General features: G+C 45.1%; 18 protein-coding genes and 1 riboswitch. Of the genes, 2 read left to right on the plus strand and 16 right to left on the minus strand.

Annotated features, from left to right (window positions below):
* The first annotated feature begins 14 nt into the window (after nt 1-14).
* A complete protein-coding gene (locus tag Q0E19_RS00240) occupies nt 15-248 on the plus strand; it encodes an acyl carrier protein (RefSeq protein WP_294405957.1) in 234 nt (77 codons plus the stop codon).
* Nucleotides 249-439: 191 nt separating this feature from the next.
* Nucleotides 440-844 (plus strand): NUDIX domain-containing protein, encoded by a 405-nt coding sequence (locus Q0E19_RS00245; protein WP_294405962.1) that lies wholly within the window; start codon nt 440-442, stop codon nt 842-844.
* A gap of 122 nt (nt 845-966) precedes the next feature.
* Here Q0E19_RS00245 and Q0E19_RS00250 read toward each other — a convergent pair whose 3' ends face one another.
* The 16 genes from Q0E19_RS00250 to Q0E19_RS00325 all read right to left on the minus strand — a co-directional run bounded on the left by Q0E19_RS00250 (nt 967) and on the right by Q0E19_RS00325 (nt 19,314).
* Nucleotides 967-1,347 (minus strand): DUF6465 family protein, encoded by a 381-nt coding sequence (locus Q0E19_RS00250; RefSeq protein WP_294405964.1) that lies wholly within the window; start codon nt 1,345-1,347, stop codon nt 967-969.
* A gap of 52 nt (nt 1,348-1,399) precedes the next feature.
* Nucleotides 1,400-1,678: an HU family DNA-binding protein gene (locus Q0E19_RS00255; protein ID WP_294405966.1), complete on the minus strand. Its 279-nt coding sequence runs from the start codon at nt 1,676-1,678 to the stop codon at nt 1,400-1,402.
* Nucleotides 1,679-2,096: 418 nt separating this feature from the next.
* Nucleotides 2,097-2,399 (minus strand): anaerobic ribonucleoside-triphosphate reductase, encoded by a 303-nt coding sequence (gene nrdD / locus Q0E19_RS00260; RefSeq protein ID WP_294405968.1) that lies wholly within the window; start codon nt 2,397-2,399, stop codon nt 2,097-2,099.
* A gap of 158 nt (nt 2,400-2,557) precedes the next feature.
* On the minus strand, nt 2,558-3,490 hold the full coding sequence (locus Q0E19_RS00265; RefSeq protein WP_294405971.1) for a LysR family transcriptional regulator: 933 nt from the start codon (nt 3,488-3,490) through the stop codon (nt 2,558-2,560).
* Nucleotides 3,491-3,492: 2 nt separating this feature from the next.
* The gene (locus tag Q0E19_RS00270) at nt 3,493-4,221 is read right to left on the minus strand and encodes an ECF transporter S component (RefSeq protein ID WP_294405973.1); all 729 of its coding nucleotides are present in this window, start codon (nt 4,219-4,221) and stop codon (nt 3,493-3,495) included.
* Nucleotides 4,202-5,878 (minus strand): ATP-binding cassette domain-containing protein, encoded by a 1,677-nt coding sequence (locus Q0E19_RS00275; protein WP_294405975.1) that lies wholly within the window; start codon nt 5,876-5,878, stop codon nt 4,202-4,204. The genes Q0E19_RS00270 and Q0E19_RS00275 overlap by 20 nt, the downstream gene beginning before the upstream one ends.
* Nucleotides 5,851-6,765 carry an energy-coupling factor transporter transmembrane component T gene (locus Q0E19_RS00280; RefSeq protein WP_294405976.1) on the minus strand — a complete coding sequence of 305 codons (915 nt, stop codon included), beginning with the start codon at nt 6,763-6,765 and terminating at the stop codon, nt 5,851-5,853. The genes Q0E19_RS00275 and Q0E19_RS00280 overlap by 28 nt, the downstream gene beginning before the upstream one ends.
* Nucleotides 6,762-7,268, minus strand: a complete 507-nt coding sequence (locus Q0E19_RS00285) for a DUF4430 domain-containing protein (RefSeq protein WP_294405978.1) — start codon at nt 7,266-7,268, stop codon at nt 6,762-6,764. The genes Q0E19_RS00280 and Q0E19_RS00285 overlap by 4 nt, the downstream gene beginning before the upstream one ends.
* 23 nt (nt 7,269-7,291) lie before the next feature.
* Nucleotides 7,292-9,475: a transglutaminase-like domain-containing protein gene (locus Q0E19_RS00290; protein WP_294405979.1), complete on the minus strand. Its 2,184-nt coding sequence runs from the start codon at nt 9,473-9,475 to the stop codon at nt 7,292-7,294.
* 38 nt (nt 9,476-9,513) lie between these two features.
* Nucleotides 9,514-10,536 carry a DUF58 domain-containing protein gene (locus Q0E19_RS00295; RefSeq protein WP_294405981.1) on the minus strand — a complete coding sequence of 341 codons (1,023 nt, stop codon included), beginning with the start codon at nt 10,534-10,536 and terminating at the stop codon, nt 9,514-9,516.
* Complete coding sequence (locus tag Q0E19_RS00300; protein ID WP_294405982.1) at nt 10,536-11,495, minus strand: MoxR family ATPase; 960 nt, start codon at nt 11,493-11,495, stop codon at nt 10,536-10,538. Before Q0E19_RS00300 ends, Q0E19_RS00295 begins: the two co-directional genes overlap by 1 nt.
* A complete protein-coding gene (locus Q0E19_RS00305) occupies nt 11,470-13,317 on the minus strand; it encodes a prenyltransferase/squalene oxidase repeat-containing protein (protein ID WP_294405985.1) in 1,848 nt (615 codons plus the stop codon). Before Q0E19_RS00305 ends, Q0E19_RS00300 begins: the two co-directional genes overlap by 26 nt.
* 17 nt (nt 13,318-13,334) lie before the next feature.
* Complete coding sequence (locus tag Q0E19_RS00310; RefSeq protein WP_294405987.1) at nt 13,335-15,329, minus strand: DUF4430 domain-containing protein; 1,995 nt, start codon at nt 15,327-15,329, stop codon at nt 13,335-13,337.
* A gap of 121 nt (nt 15,330-15,450) precedes the next feature.
* On the minus strand, nt 15,451-17,499 hold the full coding sequence (locus Q0E19_RS00315; protein ID WP_294405989.1) for a PQQ-binding-like beta-propeller repeat protein: 2,049 nt from the start codon (nt 17,497-17,499) through the stop codon (nt 15,451-15,453).
* Between the two features lie 71 nt (nt 17,500-17,570).
* Nucleotides 17,571-17,756: a hypothetical protein gene (locus Q0E19_RS00320; protein WP_294405991.1), complete on the minus strand. Its 186-nt coding sequence runs from the start codon at nt 17,754-17,756 to the stop codon at nt 17,571-17,573.
* Nucleotides 17,757-17,986: 230 nt separating this feature from the next.
* Nucleotides 17,987-18,217, minus strand: a riboswitch (cobalamin riboswitch).
* Between the two features lie 290 nt (nt 18,218-18,507).
* Nucleotides 18,508-19,314 carry an RnfABCDGE type electron transport complex subunit B gene (locus tag Q0E19_RS00325; RefSeq protein ID WP_294405993.1) on the minus strand — a complete coding sequence of 269 codons (807 nt, stop codon included), beginning with the start codon at nt 19,312-19,314 and terminating at the stop codon, nt 18,508-18,510.
* Between the last annotated feature and the right edge of the window lie 20 nt (nt 19,315-19,334).

Below are 19,334 nucleotides of genomic sequence, written 5' to 3' on the forward strand. Positions count from 1 at the left end.
GAGGGTAAGTGAGAATGGTATTTGACAAGATTCGTGACATTATCGTAGAGCAGCTCGACGTTGAGGAAGAGAAGGTTACAGCTGAGGCTTCTATCTCTGAGGATCTCGGCGCAGATTCACTTGACGTAGTAGATCTCGTAATGAGCATCGAAGAAAGCTTTGACATTGAGATCCCAGACGAAGAGGTTGAGAACATCAAGACTGTTGGTGACATTGTTAAGTTCATCGAGGCTAAGACAGAGGCTTAATTTCTTAATTATGTCGGATATGTCTATTATACAAAAAGCTGTGCTGAGCATTTGCTGCGGCATGGCTTTTTTATTTTTATGATTTTGCTGCTGTTTAAAAAAGAATGGCTAATTTATTAAAAGGTATAGACAAAAACGGGTTTGTGTGATATAATTATATTAATATATCTTTCAGAAAGGAATCTTTGACAATGCTGCATGAGAAATCCTGTGGCGCTATCGTATACCGAAAATATCATGGCAACACAGAAATATTGTTGATAAAACACATCAACAGCGGGCATTGGTCTTTCCCCAAGGGTCACGTGGAGGGCAATGAAACCGAAGAAGAAACTGCCAAGCGTGAGATCATGGAGGAAACCGGAATTGACGTCAACCTTGACACAACCTTCCGTGAGATCGTATCCTATTCTCCGAGAAAGGATACGCAGAAGATCGTCGTATACTTTATAGGCAAGGCGAAGAACACCGATTACAGACCGCAGGCTGAAGAAATTGCGGATATAAGATGGGTGGAGATCGACCGCTGCGGTCAGGTACTTGCATATGAAAATGACAGGAGCATTGTGAACAAGGCTAAGAAATTCATTATCTGATGACAAATGAAGATCGTTGTTTTGCTTATTTTGTCCGCTCAACATTCTTTTCTTCAACAACAGAAAAAGATCCGCCTTTATCGGGCGGACCTTTTTTATTCAGAAATTATTGGGCGATGATATCAAAGATATACCTTCATATCCTCAGAACCCTTGCCGTTTACTGTATAGTAAGCAGCATTCTCCTCAGGCTTGATGTAAACTGTAACAGCCTTTGGCGCTCTGTGACCCTTAGCCTTGTAGTCAGCCTTGCAAGCCTCTACAACTGCCTCTACGTCGATATCCTCCTTGCCTGCGAGCTGGAGTACGCATACGTCCTTTGCAACTGCCTTTTCAACAGCTGTCTTGGTCTTTTCAGCAGCCTTCTTGCCTGCTGTTTTAGCTTTGGCAGCAGTTTCCTTTACCGCTGTTTCAACGGACTCTGCCGCTGCCTTAACTTCTTCCTTGATCTCTTCTGCCTTAACAGCTGCGTCTGCTGCTGTTACTTTCTTTCTGCTTGCCATAACTATATCTCCTTTTCTATAACATTACTAAATAATTGACAGTAAAGTAAAATTACTTCTTGTCAACGATCTCCTTGAGTGCCTTGCCTGCCTTGAAAGCCGGAACTTTCTTTGCAGCAACATATACAGGCTCTTTAGTTGCAGGATTGATAGACTGCTTAGCAGCTCTGTCACGAACCTCAAATGTACCGAAGTTTGAGATAGCGACCTTTTCTCCTCTTCCGAGAGCCTCTGTGATTGTACCGATAACAGCATTGAGAGCTGCTTCAGCCTCCTTCTTTGAATAGCCGCCTTTTTCTGCAACAGCAGCCAGCAATTCAGCTTTTTTCATTTTGACAACCTCCATATTCTGTTTGTTTTACGATATATTTTAACCAAAATTTATTATATGGTTATTATAACCCATATAATACCCTTTGTCAAATGAAAACCCCGCAGTTCGGGGCTTTTAGGGCAATCTTTGTAGACTTATATAAAAACAAAGGCTATCCAAAGAGCTAATTTTGTATTTATTCACACATTATTTATAGGTGTAAAAAGCTCTGTTCTGCGAATGTTTCATAAGATTAACAATATCCCTATTTTCCGCACAATATTTAATTCGCAGCCTGCCGATATTTTTGTTTAATACTATACATATATATAACATTATTCATATAACATTATTTTACTGATATACCGCCGAACTAAAAAAAGCTCCGCAGAAATACGGAGCTTTTGATATCAATATATTATTATTTCAGAGATCTTCAGCTTGCCTGACTTTCCTGCTGCTTTGATGCAGGTGCAAAGCCATGCTTTACTCTGTCCTCTACCTCAGAACGCTTAGCGTCATTGAAACGGTCGAGAGTTCCCACAAGATATCCTGTTATCCTGCGTATTCTCTGGAACGGAACAGCTGCAAAATGGTAATCAACGTCAACGAAATCGCCGTCAACAGTAAGATCTATCGCCTCGATAGCCTGTGCAGGATAAAGCTCATGCGCTCTTGCGATATAAGCCTCTATCTCCTTTTGTGACAATTCTCCGTTCTTAACGTTTACCTTTATCATTTCTGCATACCTCTTTCATATACTTTATTCACCACTATATCGTGCAACATTTAATATAATAACACAAGATATAGTATTTGTCAAGCAAATCGAGGCGTCACTTTGCACAATATATCCACACGCTTCACAGGCAATCTGCACAAGTATTTTTCTGCCAGTCAGCTTTCATCTTCTATCATATCACAGCCGTACTCTTTAATTACAAGCTTTAAAGTGGACACATAGGCTTTAGCCGCATTGCTCAGCTTTACCTTGCTGTTCTCTATCCAGCCTATGAGCATCTGCTCGTCCGTTTCAAGGGGTACGGCGATAATGCTGTCGCTGTTTATATCCGCCCCCAGAACGCCGCTGGATATGGTGTAACCATTCAATCCGCCTAACAGATTGAAAAGCGTCGCCCTGTCGCTGACGTGTATCTGCTTATGTCTTGGGGTGGTGCTGAGTATCTCCTCCGAAAAATAGAATGAGTTGTTTGTCCCCTGTTCAAACGAAAGGAACGGATATGGTTCGAGCATTTCTATGGTCACCGAGGTTTCTCCTGCAAGTGGGTGATTGCGGCTTATGAAAACGTGTGGCATTGCATTGAAAAGCGGGTGAAAAATCAGATCGTTCTCTTTCAGCAGTTTGAGCAGGACTTTTTCGTTAAAGTCATTTATATATATAAGCCCCACCTCGCTGCGGAGATTGTTCACATCGTCTATTATCTCCGATGTCCGTGTTTCACGGAGGGTAAATTCATAGCTGTCTGCATTCGACTGAGAAAGCATTCTTACGAAAGCCTCCACCGCAAAGGCATAGTGCTGAGTTGAAACTGAGCAAAGCTGTTTTGTGCGCTTATGGGAAGAGTAATGCTCCTCCAGCAGGTTTGCCTGCTCCACCACTTGCCTTGCATAGCTAAGGAACTCTGAGCCGTCTGACGAAAGGGATATGCCCTTTGGAGTACGGTTGAATATCTCTATCCCTAGCTCCTTTTCAAGCTCTTTAACGGCATTTGAAAGGCTTGGCTGAGAAATATAGAGGTGCTTTGCACCCTCGCTTATTGAGCCGTAATTTACAACTGCGATAACATATTTAAGCTGCTGAAGAGTCATAGTCACATTTCCTCCCCGAAAAGATCTTCAGAATTTTTTCTGCCGATAGCGAATTTTTTGTTTAGCCGTCTGAATATACGCTCGGACGGCTTTATGAACAGCATAAGGAAAACTGCATTTGATACTGCATAGCAAAGGGTAAACCAGCCTGACGCTGCGGTCATGGCTAGGTATCTTGACAATATGAACGCATTGTCCGTCCATATGCAGCTCCAGAGATCCATAAAGAGCGAAAACGCTCCGCCGCAAAGTATCCCGAATATGCACAGCGCTGTTCTGCTGCGCATCAGAGGTTTCCAAAGCAGTCCTGTGAAAAAGCCTGTAAGTCCCCATATTATCATCTGAAACGGAGTCCATATCCCTTGCCCAAAATATAGATTTGAAATAAGTGCGGTGAGCGCACCTACCATAAAGCCTTGTCTGCTGCCGAGAAATATCCCCGATATGATTATAACAGCGGAGCATGGCTTTACTCCCGGAACAGCGGCAAAAGCTATCCGTCCGAATACAGACAGTGCCGTCATGACCGCCGTACAGGGTATCTCACCATGGGAAAGCTCCTTTTTCTCAAATGCAGCGAACACCGCCGCACACCCAAGCACCGCCGCCGACAGCATTAGCCACGAAAGGGAACGCTCTCTGAAAACTATCCCGCCCAGCACAGCGCAAAGGATAAGGGCAGCGAAAAAGATGATATATTTTATATTGTACCTAACGTTTGAAATTTTCATTTGATGATACCTGTCTTTTGATCTCGTTTATGATCTGCTCGGACGTTACAGCGCCGTCAAAAATGCCTTTCGATATACGCTGAGCGGCGGTAGTATAAAGGCTGCTGCCTGCAAAAAACTCCTGCGGTGCTGCACAGGCACAAAGCTTTCCGTCAAAGAACAATCCGCAGCGGTCTGAATACTGAGCCGCAAAATCAAGGTCATGCGAAATGCACACAATGGATATCCCCTCTGCGCAAAGGCTTTTCAAAAGCTGCCCTGTCTGTTTTACTCTGTATGGGTCAAGCGCCTTTACAGGCTCGTCCAGCAGCAGTATCTTCGGCTTTGTCAGCAGCAGTCTGCCTATGGCGCAAAGCTGTGCCTCGCCGCCGCTGAGGTCATATGGGTGCATATCCATAAGGTGCTGTATCGACAGCGTTTCTGTCACTTTCTCCATATGCGCCCTGTCGCCGCCCACAGCGTTAAGAGCAAATTCATAGTCCTCCCGAACGGATTGTTTTATAAAAATATCGTATGGGTTCTGAGGAAGTACACTAACACATTCTTTGTACAAACTTCCGTTCTTATATGATCTCAGCGGCTTTCCGTTTATCTTTATCCTGCCTTTCAGCGGCGGCAGCAGACCGCCTATGCATTTGAGCAGTGTAGATTTTCCTGCACCATTTGAACCTATGACGGTAAAAAGCTCGCCTTTTTTCACGCTCATATCAAGACCTTTTACAATGTCCTCGCCGTCACGGTCATATCTGAACCAGAGATCCTTACAGCTTATGATCTCCTCGTCAGACAATATATTTTCACTTGGGTTTACACTGCAAGCATTGAAATTTTTCCGCAGGAACTCCCGTCCGTCACGGACTGTCAGAGGATATTTTTCAGCCGTCAGAGCCGCACTATGCACCGCCCTTGATATACAGGGCAGGAAAGGCACAAACTCTTCGGGACAGTTTTCCGCAGCCGCCGAGGGAGAAAAATCCTCCATAGGGCAAAGTTTGCCCTTTTCCATAAAAAGCACCTTACTGCAATGATGAAATATCCCCTCGCAGTAATGTTCCGCCATGATTATTGTTATGCCTGTTTCCTCATTCAGCCGCACAAGCACGGACATAAAATGTTCTGCCGTTACTGGATCAAGCCTGCTGACAGGCTCATCAAGTATAAGCACTTCGGGGCGCATAGTCATTGCCGCACAAAGGTTCACAAGCTGCTTTTCCCCTCCCGACAAGGTGGAAAGCTCCCTGTGCAGAAGATCTTCTATACCGAAATAGCAGACAGTTTCCCCTATCCTGCGCATCTTCTCTTTTTCATCCAGCCCCATATTATCAAGACCGAAAGAAAGCTCGCCTATAACAGTATCCGACACGGTCTGTGATTCGGGATCCTGTGCCACAAAGCCTATCTTTGGTGTAAAAATATCATTGTAATGATCGTCAGAGGTGAAAATATTTTTTCCGCCAAGCTTATATTCTCCCTCGATCTTTCCCTGCGGAGCAAGCTCAGGTTTTAAAAGTCGGAGCAGGGTGGTCTTTCCGCAGCCCGATCTCCCCATAAAAAGCACAAGCTCGCCGCTGAAAACGGAAAAGCTTATATTTTCAAGGGTCTTGTCCTTACAGCCACGATATGTGAAGTTCAGATCTTTGCAGCTAAGTATCTCCATTTAAGCCTCTCCTTTATTACAAGCAGTGCAGGCATAAAAGCCGACAGCGCCGTACATACATAAAATATTTTCAACCATACGCCCTCTTTAGGTATGGATATCTGCGGGTAAAAATCCCACGCACATTCCCCTGCGGAATATGCCCAAAGACAAACTCCGCAGCCGGCGGCGGATATAATGGTCAGCAGGATATCCGCACAGCTGAATTTCAGCTTTTCACGTTTAAGCTGTGTGCCTTTAAGCCTGCCGAAACCTCTAGCCCTCATATACTGAGCAGTTTCCGCAGAATGTTCTGCCGACCAGCCTGTGACAGCTGAAAAGACCTCTGCACCGAACTTCGCCCTGTCCGTTCTGCTGTTGCTGACGTATATCCCAAAACCTTTCTGCGCCGAGGATATTTCCCCATATCGCCTTGATATCTGAGGGATATATCCGAGTATCATTGACACTGTCATTGCCAGCCTTGGTGTATATCGGCTGAAAAGCGCAAGCATATCAGGTTTTGAGATGAGCCTGTTTGCCGCAGTGAACCACATGACCACTGCACAAAGGGACAACCCCACATTAAATCCGTACAAAAGCGCCTGCAATGTATACGCCCTGCCGTTTATAAACAGCAGCGGATCTGCCCCACGGTGTGAGAACAGCGGATTTAATAGTGTTATGACAACAACCGCTCCGCAAAGGCTAAAAATATTTCGTATCGTTCTGTCTGTTTTGCTGTCCGTTCTCAGCAGACAGAGGGTAAGCGCACCGCCGAAAAAGCTTACAGCGGCGGCATAAAGCGACGAGCAGAACATTGTTATAATTAAAACTGCACACAGCATACAAAGCCTTAAAACAGGATTATACAATGAAAGGGGATATTTTATCTGCGTTCTTTTCATTCTCCTGCTCCTCCTGTTTTGGTGTAATCGCAGGTGTAAAAGAACACAATATCATCGCCGCTGTTCGGGAAAAATTCGCCGCAGCTTTTTTCGGGTATCTCACCATTCACGCTGTACTGCCAGCCCGACGCAGGACCATGATCGAACTCATACAATCCGTCTATGCCTTTTATATAGATATTTGGCGAACCGCTGTAATCAAGCTCTATACGCTCAAAACGCATAGCCTTTTCCATTATGTCAAAAACGCTTTCGCCCTCATTCAGCACGAATTTTGTTTTCGGAACTATGGAGCCAAGGGAATTTTCTTCATAGTTCTCTATGTCCTTACATTCCACCGTCAGCGTAACAAAGCTGCCGTCCTCTGCGACCGAGTCGGGGTGAAGGGAATAAAACTCTTCGGGAGTCTGTATATCCGTTGTCAGTATCAAAACAGCAAGCGCAGCAATTATGATAACTGCCGCAATAATATCCTTTTTAGATATTTTCGTCAAGCCATGCAATTCCCTTTACCTCCTTTTTTTAATCAATATCTTCCCGCAAATATCACGATAGCTGCCGCCGCAGGACGGCTGTGGAGCGAAAGTCTGTATTCTGCCGCAGATCTGCAAAACTTTCGGCATTTTTCCGCATCATCACAAGTCAAACTATGTTCGGAAAACTCCATTTTTTCAAATATCTGCTCTGCAAAAATATACTCCTGCGCAAGCTGTTCATTCAGCTTTTTGATATTTGCGGCATCTTTTTCGGGTATGCCGCAAAGCTCTGCACCCGACTTTTTCAACAATGCAAGGGCATATTTTGTTGAATATCTCGCGGATATTTTTATGTCCTGCGAATTTATCCTGCGCTTTTTTACTGCCGCTTTTATCCTTGCGGCGGCAAGCGATATGACTGCTATGCAGAGGATTATCAATGCCACAGCTTTAAAACTGATATTGTTTTTAGTATCTGATCTATCCTCCGATGCGGAAGGCGGAATATCTGATATATCCTGCTCTGTCAAAGCCTCTGAACTGCCGCCTGCGTTTTCATTATCCAAGCTGTTGTCAGCTGAATTATCGGCTGTGTCAAACAAAATATCATCGCCCACAAAATCGGGATAGGTTTCAAAAGGTATCCAGCCTATGCCGTCAAGATACACCTCCGCCCAATAATGTTTATCCTCATTAGTCAGCGTAAATGCGCTGTTTTCTGGCATATTCTCTGTACGCTCCGGTGAGATGAAATATCCCTCCGCAAGCCTTGCAGGTATGCCGCAGTATCTCGCCATAGCCACCGTCAGCACAGCGTAATCCTGCTGTGTACCGCTGCGTTTTATCTCAAGGATATCTCTTACAGAGCTGTTATCAGCCTTTTTGTTTTCATCGCTTTCGGGAGAAATATTATCACTGATAAATCCTCTTATTTCTTTGAGTTTAAGGTTAAACGCCTTCTGCCCGTCATAGTTGAAATTTGCTTCTATACAAGCCTTCTCGCTGTCAGAAAGTGACGTAAAAACGCTGTAAGCATAGTCCCTGTAAAGCTGTTCACAGACAAGATAGGAATGTATTTTTTCGTCATCACTATTGTTTTTCAGCTGAGAAAATATTTTAGGATAGTCCGAAAGAAAATCATTTATCACATCGACCGAGTAAACATCATTCTCCACATTTGCCCAGCCGTCAATGGACTTTTCATCAGCCGCAACATTTTCACCTTTCACCGCACCATATGGGAGGAAAGTGTCCGACGACGAAGATCTTTTCATATTTACAGTTATCTTTGCGGTATCTTTTCCCACCGCATCAGAGAGCATTCCGCCCTGAAATGCAGAGAAAAATCCTGCGCTGTAAAGCTTATAAAAGCTTTCCGAAAACTCCTTGTGCTGTTTTTCGGTCAGCTTTATCGGCTCGGTTTCTTTTCTAAGATAACAATCCGACGGCTTTTCCATTACAACTTCGATCTCTGCGTTTTCGGTGTTGTCTGCTATGGTCAAAAGCTTTGTCTGAGCCGAAGTCAGAGCATTTTTCACCGCCGTCTGCGACAGGATAAAAGGGAATGACACCATTACCGCCGCCACGCACAGAACCGCTAAAAGTGCAGTTTTTCGGCTTTTTGCACCCGTAATAACTGCCGCCGCAAAAACGCAGCAGAGCAGAGCGCAAAGTATTATCCCTGTTCTATTTGCGCTGTCTGCATCGGTATAAATGCACAGAATCACTGCCGCCGCCGAAAGAAAACCTCCGCACAGAAGTGACGGCAAAAGGCTCACCGCTCCAGACAAAACAGCACATAAAGTCAGCACCGCAAGGTATTTTCCAAAGCTTCCGCCTGCAAAATTCTGCGCCAGCGGTATAAATATCCTGCCATGTGCAGCCGCAAGGGTTTCGCCTGCCGTATCAATAAACCATGCCGCTCCGCCTTTGAATATTTCCAAAAAAGCGATATCAACAGCCGCAAATATCACGATCGGCAATAGTGCAAAGAACCTGTTTTTTCTCGACAATGCTCCGCACAAAGCCGACAACACCCCAGAGGAAACAGCCGCAAGCAGCGAAAACTTTTCGAGTCCGAAAACGCTGAAAACAAATGCTGTAAACAGCATAGTATAAAAAGCACACAACGCTTTTTCTGCAATTAACGCATAACTGCCTTTTTTATTCTCAGACTTTTCAGTTGTGGAATATTCTGAAATAGTCATTTTCCCCGCATTTTCAGCGTTTTTCACGGCTTTCCCCTCCTTTCGATAATGCAAATTTATATTTTTTATATTTTGTAGAAACTTATCCTGCGGTCTGCTCTGACGGGAGTGTTTTTATCCGAACGTGCTGAATGTGCCGAAAAGCACACTATCTGCGAAAATTTTTCGGGACAGCCTGCGGCAAATCTGTACACCGCAGACTCGCCTTTTTCGGTAGAAAGTTCAAGCATTCTTTTCACCGCCGAACTTATATTATCCGCAGGCTCGCAGAACACATTGCCGCCGCATATGGCAATATAATGGGGTATTTTCCGCCTTGTAAGCTCCGCCGATACGTTGAAAAATCTGTCCGCAAGCTGTCCGCACAAGGACGGATCATCTCCGTATGTTCCGTCATACATAAGGCAAAGCGTTCCCTCTTTATCGGGGGAAAACTCCTTTATATAGGGCTTTGAAAAGCGCATTGTAAGCTTGTGGTTTGCAAAGCGCAGATCGTCACCGTCACGGTACTCTCTTGCACCGCTGACCTCTCCGCCGTAATATGAGGGCGATGACGAAAGCTCATTCCGTGAGATCATATCCCTCACAGCAGGATCGTCCGCCCCTGTTATTTTCGGCATTGAAAATGCTCTGCCGCTTATCTCTGCCTTGACTTTTTTACAAGTCAGACCGCAGATATCGTATCTTTTCAAGGCGGAAAATTCCGTCATTATGCCGCCTGTTTCAGCCGAACTCAGAGTAAAGTCCAACCTCAATTTTTCATTTTCACCGATTTTAAATCGTACATCTTTTTCTGTTTTTTGGTGAGTGAGCATATTTTCAAAGCGGATCTTCCCTTTGTATTCGCCGCAGGTGTTCCCCTTGCCCGAAAGGTCAAGCATTATCCTCAGTTCATTGTTTTCACCATTTTCTCCGCCAACGTTCTCACATTGCAGTTCGGCTTTCAGCACAGATCTGTCCGCAAGATTTTTCACCGCAGAAATGACTGCGATCAGCAAAATAACTCCGCATACATACAAAAGCGGCTGAATAAATATGCCTGCCACAGCTGTAAAAAGCAGGGCAAGTACATAAAATATCCTGCGCATCAGTTTTTCCCTCTGCCGAGGTCATTCAGTGCTTTTGTTTCGGGTGCTTTCACCTCAGAAATGACGTTTTCAAGTAGCTTTTCAGCCGTTATTCCCGAATAGCCTGCGCTGCCTGTAAGCTGTATTCTGTGTGCGCAGACAGGAATGAAGCAGGTCCTTATATCGGACGGTACAACATAATCTCTCTCATCAAGATAAGCAACCGCTTTCGCCATTCTGCAAAGGGCAAGAGCACCTCTCGGAGAGATGCCGATCTCAGTATGCTCGTTCTGCGAAACCTTTTCGCAAATGTCACACACATAGTCATATATCTTTTCGCTGACGAAAAGATTTTCGCATTCTTTCTGCATTGCAATAAGCTCTTCGGCGGTGCAGACCTGTTCAGCTTTATCAAGCGGATCGGAATGATGCCTGTCCATAAGGATATTTTTAAGGCTCTCCCTGTCGGGCGCACCCATATGCACCCTTATCATAAATCTGTCAAGCTGTGATAAAGGTATCTCGGAAGTTCCCGCTGTTCCCACTGGGTTCTGTGTTGCGATAACGTTGAACGGTTTAGGCAGGGGAATAGTCTTTCCGTCAACGGTAGTTTTCCCCTCCTCCATTATTTCAAGGAGCGCAGACTGCGTTTTGCCCGACGTTCTGTTAAGCTCGTCCGCAAGGAGAAGATTTGTCATTGCCGCTCCCTGATGAAACACAAAGCCGCCTGTTTTCGGGTCATATGCAGTAAAGCCTGTTATATCTGAAGCGACCGTGTCTGGGGTAAGCTGTATTCTGCCAAAGTCAACTCCCAGCGCCTTTGACATAGCAAGGGCAAGGGTCGTCTTGCCCACTCCAGGTGAATCCTCCAGCAGGACGTGTCCGCCTGCAAGAAAAGCCGCCAACGTCAGCTTTATAACATCATCTTTTCCGATTATGACCTGTTTCAGAACATCAATTATCTTCTTCGGAGCAGTCATTTTCTTTCCTCCTGTTTTTAACTTTTCTCAATATCCTCATAACTGCATATACGCACACCGCCGAAACTGCCGTTGCCACAACCCCTGCCAGTGGTATCACCCACAGCGGCAGGCCTTTTTCAGCCTTTTCATAGGCTTTGCAAAGCTCGCTGTATGAAGTTACCTTTTCACGCTCGCTTTCGGGGAGCTTCTGCACACGTTCGTATATCTGCGAAAGCTTATCCTTTTGTTCCTTTGAAAGTTCATCAAAAGGATAAAGCCCGTCCATTATTTCAGCATTTATTTCATTTATCTCGTCACGCAGATCTTCTGCCTGCTCTTTCAGTTCATAGAGTTTTTTAAGCCTCTGCTGATTTTCTTCCGTATCCGCACTGCTGCTGTTTTCAAGCTTGCTTATGAGAGCCGCACAAAGTATGCAGTCGGAAGAGCCTGCGCCGTTTTTCTCCAGCCGCTCAAAATTTTCCTTATCCTGCTGAGTAAAACTGTCGTCAAATGAATATACCTCGGTATTTTCTATATCGTATATACAGCCTTTTCCGCTCTCATTCACGCTCATAAGCTTTACAAAATCATCGTCAACAAGGCTCAGACTGTACTTTTCCTTCAGCGCCAAAAGCTTATCATAATGATATATATATCCTTTAAGGTCTGTGCTTAACTTCTGATAAAGTATGTTGCAGTGGTTTGCGCTTTCCTCATCATCAATAGCATAAAACTGACCATTGACAGCGTCAAGCTTTTCACGGTCAAGCACAGAAAATTCCTCTCTGAAATCATATACTCTGCGCATTGTATTCTCATATCTTGCCGCCGCTGCGATTGCAGTAAGCGCCTGCGCAGAGGATATTCCGCTGCTCTGGGTGTCCTCCTTGCTGTGGGCATAACCTCCGTCCGAACGCTGATAGGATAAAAGCGAACCGAAAACGTTCTGATCTTTTATAAATCTTTCGTCGCTGAAAATATCCACCCCTGCGCTGCAAAGTCCGCATATCACCTGTGCGTCCGCCTCACAGCTGCCGAATCCTCCGTCAGCCTGCTGAACACCGCTGAGATATTCTGTTATCTTATCGACAGATTTTTTCACCCTGTCAGAATTTCCGTCATTTATATACGGCGAAAGCGCCTGCAAAGCCATTGCGGTAATATCCACATCACCCTCGCCCTGTCCGTTAAGAGAAAATCCACCGCTTTCAAGCTGTGCTGAAAGTATCTCGTCTATTATCCGCTCTCTGTCAAAGGTGCAGCTTTCAGGGGTTTCCCAGCAAAGGGAATCAAGGGCGATAAGCGACCATATCCAACCGTTCAAGCCTTGCTTTCCTACGGAATTTTCCTCGTCACGTCCGTATACTCCGCCCTCGATAAGGTCGATATGCTTATCCGAAACATCTGTCGGGTCTTGTCCGCAGGCAAGCACAGTCAGCGCCGCCCTATGCCAATCGGTAGCCTTTGTATGCTGTGAATCTCCTCCTGTCAGATACTGCGGTATATTTTCCGCCAGCGCACCGAAATAAGCTGTATAGTCCTCATGAAGTCCAAGTCTTGACGCACCGATAACGAACCAGTCTGCACTGTCCTGTCCTGCATTTTCAAGAAACTTTCCCGAAAAAAGGCTGTCGTTTTCATTTATGCCAAGCTGATCTTTTTCATAGCTTATTATGGAATTTGCATAGTCCAACAGCTGTGAATTTGTAAGACTGTATCCACTTGATACCGCAGTCAGCTCCACAGTTGCGGCATTTTCTGCGCTGACAGCCTGCGAGCATAGCGGTGAAACTGCCATTTGCACCGCCGCAAATATGGCTAATGCCTTTTTTAAAACCATAAGATTTTCCCTCTTTATCATTGCAGATCGTTTCCGTAGCACAGCGAGAATTTAAGTTCCACGCTGTCGCCGTCATTTATGACCAAGGACGAAAGTCCGTAAGACGGCTTCCTTCCATTTTTGAAAAATACCCAGCCCGAACCCTGCGTATAATCAAATTCGCCCAAACTGTCTGCGCTGTATGAATCCGTTTCAGGAACAGCCATTGAGGATATATATCCCCTTGCCTCGTCCGTGAGATATGCTGCGGCAAATGCGCCCTGTTTTTCAATACGCCGTATATACTTATCCGAGTCAGAACCGCTTGCCGATATGCTGTAACCGTTGTTCTCAAGAAATCTCTTTACAACATCAAAGCCGTTTTCGCCCTCATACATGGGGAAATCACCGTCCGAGCATAAATTTGAAAGTCCCAGCAGAGAACAGTCAAGGGATATTGATATCCTGCCTATCTCCTCGCCCTGCGAAACGCTTATGCAGCTGACTGTATAAAAATATGATGATGTTCTGCCAAGTCGGTCGGATACAGTAACGGATATCTCGTTTTCGCCTGCGCTAAGTGGGATAACATAGCCTGTTTCGCTGCTGTCCTCCCAGCCCTTTGAAACGGTCTGTCCGTTACAGGAAACTGATATGCTGTCAGAATATATCCTCGTTCCGTCACGGTCCGTGCAGTAAAACGAAGCCGACAGCGATGAACCTTTCACCGTCATGGAATCATATATCCCCATAGCGTCAAGCTTAGGCAGATCCTCAGGAGTTATCTCTGGGATATAGTATATCGTAAAACTCTGCTCCATTGTGCCGAGGCTGTCCTTGCCGACAATACGGATAACATTCTCTCCCTCGGAAAGCACACAGCTGAAATCACCGCTGCCACGGAGCTTTTTATTATTCAAAAGGACATTCAGCTTTGCCCCATTCTCGCCGTTGAAACGACAGTAAAAGCTGAAATCACTGCTGCTGACAGTTCTGTCATACAGGTCGGTGGAAAACCCTCTCTGCGGCTTTTTATATGTCACACAAAAAGTCTTTTCTGCGGACTGGTCCCCGCTTTTTGCTGTAAGGACGAAAATATTTTCGCCCTCGGAAAGTTCTGCGCTGTAATCATCTTTTCCGCTGAGCCTTTCGCCGTTGTGCGTAACGGTCAGCTCTGCCTGTTTTTCGCCGATAAAAGCCTGCGCTGAAAAGCTTATCTCTGCGCTGTCTGTTTCATAGTCGGAAAGTGAAGTTTTTATATAAAGCTTTTCAGTTTTAAGATTGACTGTATAGTCTTTATATACACGCTTTACCGCAGAATTTTTATCTGTATATGTGCAGATTATCCTTATGGTATTTTCACCCTCGGAAAGCATACAGCTGCCCGAAAACTGCGAAACCTTTTCGCCGTTTACTATCACCGAAACATCTTTGACTTTCATATCCTTTTTAAGATGCGTTACAGTGAATTTATATACCTTTTCCGAAACAGTTTCGCCGTTTTTTATCGACGCTGTAAAATATTCTCCGTCCGAGTCAGTTCCGTCCGGTGTGGCTTCTGAATGTATATCTCCCGATATATTATTTTCGTATCTGCTGCCCTTTTGGTCTGAATTATCGGCGGCATATCCGTTATTTTGCGTATCTGCGCCGTTTGTTTTATTTTCTTTATCGGCTGATATATTATCAGCTTTGTCTGCATTGTCTGTGCTGTTTTCCGATGTCTTTTCAGTTTTTCCGCCGTCTGAAATGTTTCCCTCGTTTGTTTCCGAAGGAGATCCCGTATCTTCCTGCCGGCCGTCTGCTGAGCCTTTTTCTGCATCAGCCGCATTGTTCACCATTTCTTTAAGATCCTGCGAAATTTTCGTATCGGGCAGGTCTTTTTCGGAGTTCTTATAAAAATACACACCTGCGCCTGCCGCAGCAAAGCACATTGCAGCAGCGCAAAGTATCCCTGCGGCACAGGATAATATTCTCTTTATGCTGTTTACGTTATCTGCATTTTTATTATCGGTGTTTCCTGCATTTTTCATTTCATTAACGCTCCGTAGATATCTGACCTGCTGAAAAGAGGTCGGAAAACAGCGCAGGACAGGGTAAGACGCTGCCGCATCTTTTCCCCTGCCTTGCACAAATTCTAATAATATGATTTATTTACTTCTTTTTTCTAACTACAACACAGCCGAGAAGTGCAGATGCAGCGAAGATAAGTCCGCCTGCTGCTGCGCCTGTTGAAGGGTTAGCTGTTGTACCCTGTGATGCAGCCTTTGAGCTTGAAGAAGTCTTGCTGTCTGCAGCAGATGAGCTGTCCTTAGCTGAAGAGGTGCTGCTGTCAGATGATGTATCTGAAGAGCTTGGCTCTGAGCTTTCAGATGAGTTTTCGCTGTTTGAAGAGCTGCTTTCTGAGCTTGAAGAATCAAGGTTATCAAGCTTTTTGCGAGCCTCTGCAACTACATTGTACTCGTCCTCTACATACGCTCTGAGGTCTTCATCAAGTGCTGCATATGCGTCCTCAGCAGCCTTTACAGCGTCCTCTGCGTCCTTTGTTATCTCCTCTGGGATATTTGCTGCCGCATTGATGAATGTCATTACCTTTTCGTAATCCTCTGCGCCGAGAACTGTAACGTCTGCGTCAGCTGTAAAAGGCTTTACTTCTGTGCCTGCGCCGTTCTCGCCATTGTTGTAAAGTGCATAGTCAAATGTTACTGTAACGGAATCATCATCAGTCGTCAGCTCATCAACGCTGTATGAAACACGGTCTGAAACGTCCTTTTCTGTGCCGTTTGCGTAAACTGCTGTTACAGTGAATTCAGGCTTTTCACCCTCCTTGCATACAACAGGTGTTTCTACCTTGAGTGATTCAACTGTTGAACCTACTGCCATTATATAAGAAGAATCATTCTTGAAATAGATAGTTCCGTCATCATCGCAGATAGGATTATACATTCCGTACTGAGCCTGATCTCCTGTTGGAGTGAAGAGTGCAGGTGCGCAGATATGTCCGCTTTCCTCAGAAGGATCAATTACCTCTGTAACGCCCTTCTTGTCCTTTATAACACGGATAGTGCTTGGACTTGCGTTCTCAATGAAATAAACATAGTTGTATTCGCCGTCATTCCAGAGAAGTCCGCCCGTCTGCGGTGTGCCTGCTGTTTCAGCTGTGTATGCAACGCTGCTTGTTTCAAGGTCTATTACAGCTATCTTTGCGCCGTTGTATGCATCCCAGCCTGTGCCTGCAATGCCCACATACGCTCTGCCGTTATTTACAACAGGTGTGCTTGTGATAGATGCGCCGAGATCAATAGTCTGAAGATCTGATATCTTTCCGTCGTCGCTTATCTGTACGCTGCAGAAAAGTCCGCCCTTTGTTGCGAAATAATATCTGCCGTCCTCCTCAGAGTAAACCATACAGGTTCTTATATCGCCCTTGATGTTGTCGATAGAGTCGATGATCTCTCCGGTTTTCTTATCGAATGTTATTACCTTTGCCGTTTCAGATGAAGAGCCTTCCTCGCCGTCGTCAGTGCCGATAAAAGCGAACTCCTCATTTACATATGCGCCTGTAAGATAAAAACCGCCCTTTGAAGTATATGTCCACTCAGCAGTCTTTTCCTCATCGCCTCTTGTTGTATCCTCGTCTGTTACGTCGATGCAAACGAAATCTGCATCAGCAGTTTCAGACTTCCAGAAACCTGTGTAAAGGCAGCCGTCATTGTATGTGAGGGCAACATTCGTCTGTCCGCCGAGGGCGTCCTTGTATACCCAGAGGGATTCAAGAGTATCTGCGTCAAAAGCCTGAACTGTACCGTTGTTTAGTCCCACAAAAACCATGCCGTCAGCGTAAAGCGGAGGGATAAGTCCGTATGCAGGAGCGCCTGCCATATCGCCTGTGCCGATAGTTTCGCCTGTTTCCTTATCCATTTTGTAGATCTTGTTTTCAGCTGAGAAATAAAGGGTGTCGCCGTTTATAGTCAGCGGTGAAGGACCGTCTTCTCCCCACATACTTGTTCCGATCTTTGTTGCCCAGTAAAGAGCCGCCTTGTCGCCGCTTTCAGGGAGAGCTGCTTCTACAACGCCGTTGTTTGACGGATCTCCTCTGAACTGCTGCCATTCAGCGTCTGCTGTAAGGGCTGTTCCTGCGGCAAGGACTGCGGCGCAGGCTGCACACATGATTTTAGTCAGTTTGTTTGAGATAGTTTTCATACCTTTTCTCCTTTGTGTAAAATTTTAAATATAATTTTACCGCCAATATAGCCAACATAAATATTATCGCCTTAACGTCTGCACTTGGGTTTTCTCGGCTGTTTAAGACCTGCCTTTTCCAGCGCTCTTGGAAAAGGGCCTAAAACGCCTTTCACAAAGCAAAGCTCCTTTTCATCAAGGTCAGCCTTTTTCGGCATTCTTCCAAGCAGTTCGGCTTTATCCCTCAGAATTTTAACTGCGCTCTCAGTTTTATTCATAAGCCGACCTCCTTAAACAACTTAACCAAATAAAAAAGTGCTTTCCTCAAAAAAAGAAAGCACAATCTTTGCACAGCAAACAAAGCCTGTCAAAGATCAGAAAAATTTTTTTTTAAAAAAATCCGAATCTCCCATAGCCTTTGTTATACTTCAGCTGACTGCACTTTCATCGCCCAAAGGATCAAAGAACATTTTCAAAAAATGCTCTTCATCAACGACGGGACTTAACATTTCCCGTCGGAAAATACGGCAGATATCCTGACTTATGACTGAAAGAAATATGCACATCAACATTTTTCTTCCCATGCAGATAAACCTTCTCAGATCTCTCCAATGGCAAGAACGGAAAAACGCATAAACAGCGCATACCGATCTTTTGTCTGCAATCATCAAACACAGTAATGGCGGTTGTGCAGGATTCTGACCTGCTTCCCTGAGCGACCGTAAGATCCCTCTTTACTCAGTAAACAACTACTTTTCAAACCGTATTTTCCCGATAATATTCAATTAGTTTTATTATAGCATAAACCGCAGTCCATTTCAATAGCCTTGAACAAGCCATAAATAATTGTTTACAATTTATTTTGAGCAGAAAACTGCACAGCAAAAGGCGGCACACGCTCATGCGCATACCGCCTTTCAAGAATTATGAAAACAATTCCGACTTTGTCATAATTACTGCACCAAAAGAATACTTTTTCGGTGTACTTTCATTATAACAGCTTTTAAATTATTTGTCAATAGCCTGACATCATGCTCTTTCCGCAAGCCTTTCAACAAGCCTTACTGAATGTATCTTGCACACCTCTGCACATTTTCCGCAGTTTGTACACTTATCATAGTCTATGACCGCATGATTGTCTATGACCTTTATTGCGCCGCTCTCGCAGTTGCGCTCACACATTTTACAGCCTATACAGCCGTTTGAACATACAGATCTTGTTATTCTGCCTATGTCATTTGAACTGCAGAAGATATCCACCTTCTGAGAAATATTTCTTACTGCGATAAGTCCGTTCGGACAAGCCTTTGCGCAAAGTCCGCAGCCCATACACTTTGAATTATCTATCTTTGCTATCCCGTCCACGATAGATACGGCGTTTTCAGGGCATACAGCAACGCAGTCGCCATAGCCCAAGCAGCCGCTTGTGCAAAGCTTGCTGCCGTTGTAAAATCTGTTGCAGGCTGCACAGCTCTGTATTCCGTCAAATTCATATTTATGCGGAGTTATCTTGCAGTCGCCTGAACAGCGGACAAAAGCCACCTGCGGTTCTGCCGCAGTAACCTGAACGCCCATTATCTCGGCTATCTTTTCTGCGCTCGCCTTTCCTCCGGGACGGCAAAGATTGCACTCTGCACCCTTATTAACGATAGCGTCCGCATAATCTGCACAGCCCGAAAATCCGCAAGCACCGCAGTTTGCCTGCGGAAGTGCGTCTGATATAAGCTCCACCCTTTCGTCCGTTTTAACGGCGAACACAGATGAGGCTACTGTCAGCAGCACACCTGCCAGTATGCCCAGGGCGGCGAATATAGCTATCGGTATGATATATTCCATATTATCCCCTCGTTTCTTAA

Source organism: uncultured Ruminococcus sp., from assembly GCF_934476685.1.
Classification (GTDB): Bacteria; Bacillota; Clostridia; order Oscillospirales; family Ruminococcaceae; genus Hominimerdicola.

Bases quoted from the DNA above. Each gene is read 5' to 3' on its own strand.
- Q0E19_RS00305 (WP_294405985.1), bottom strand. From the start codon at position 13,317: ATGGTTTTAAAAAAGGCATTAGCCATATTTGCGGCGGTGCAAATGGCA.
- Q0E19_RS00325 (WP_294405993.1), bottom strand. From the start codon at position 19,314: ATGGAATATATCATACCGATAGCTATATTCGCCGCCCTGGGCATACTG.
- Q0E19_RS00275 (WP_294405975.1), bottom strand. From the start codon at position 5,878: ATGGAGATACTTAGCTGCAAAGATCTGAACTTCACATATCGTGGCTGT.
- Q0E19_RS00240 (WP_294405957.1), top strand. From the start codon at position 15: ATGGTATTTGACAAGATTCGTGACATTATCGTAGAGCAGCTCGACGTT.
- Q0E19_RS00270 (WP_294405973.1), bottom strand. From the start codon at position 4,221: ATGAAAATTTCAAACGTTAGGTACAATATAAAATATATCATCTTTTTC.
- Q0E19_RS00280 (WP_294405976.1), bottom strand. From the start codon at position 6,765: ATGAAAAGAACGCAGATAAAATATCCCCTTTCATTGTATAATCCTGTT.
- Q0E19_RS00315 (WP_294405989.1), bottom strand. From the start codon at position 17,499: ATGAAAACTATCTCAAACAAACTGACTAAAATCATGTGTGCAGCCTGC.
- Q0E19_RS00320 (WP_294405991.1), bottom strand. From the start codon at position 17,756: ATGAATAAAACTGAGAGCGCAGTTAAAATTCTGAGGGATAAAGCCGAA.
- Q0E19_RS00250 (WP_294405964.1), bottom strand. From the start codon at position 1,347: ATGGCAAGCAGAAAGAAAGTAACAGCAGCAGACGCAGCTGTTAAGGCA.
- Q0E19_RS00265 (WP_294405971.1), bottom strand. From the start codon at position 3,490: ATGACTCTTCAGCAGCTTAAATATGTTATCGCAGTTGTAAATTACGGC.
- Q0E19_RS00310 (WP_294405987.1), bottom strand. From the start codon at position 15,329: ATGAAAAATGCAGGAAACACCGATAATAAAAATGCAGATAACGTAAAC.
- Q0E19_RS00295 (WP_294405981.1), bottom strand. From the start codon at position 10,536: ATGCGCAGGATATTTTATGTACTTGCCCTGCTTTTTACAGCTGTGGCA.
- nrdD (WP_294405968.1), bottom strand. From the start codon at position 2,399: ATGATAAAGGTAAACGTTAAGAACGGAGAATTGTCACAAAAGGAGATA.
- Q0E19_RS00255 (WP_294405966.1), bottom strand. From the start codon at position 1,678: ATGAAAAAAGCTGAATTGCTGGCTGCTGTTGCAGAAAAAGGCGGCTAT.
- Q0E19_RS00245 (WP_294405962.1), top strand. From the start codon at position 440: ATGCTGCATGAGAAATCCTGTGGCGCTATCGTATACCGAAAATATCAT.
- Q0E19_RS00300 (WP_294405982.1), bottom strand. From the start codon at position 11,495: ATGACTGCTCCGAAGAAGATAATTGATGTTCTGAAACAGGTCATAATC.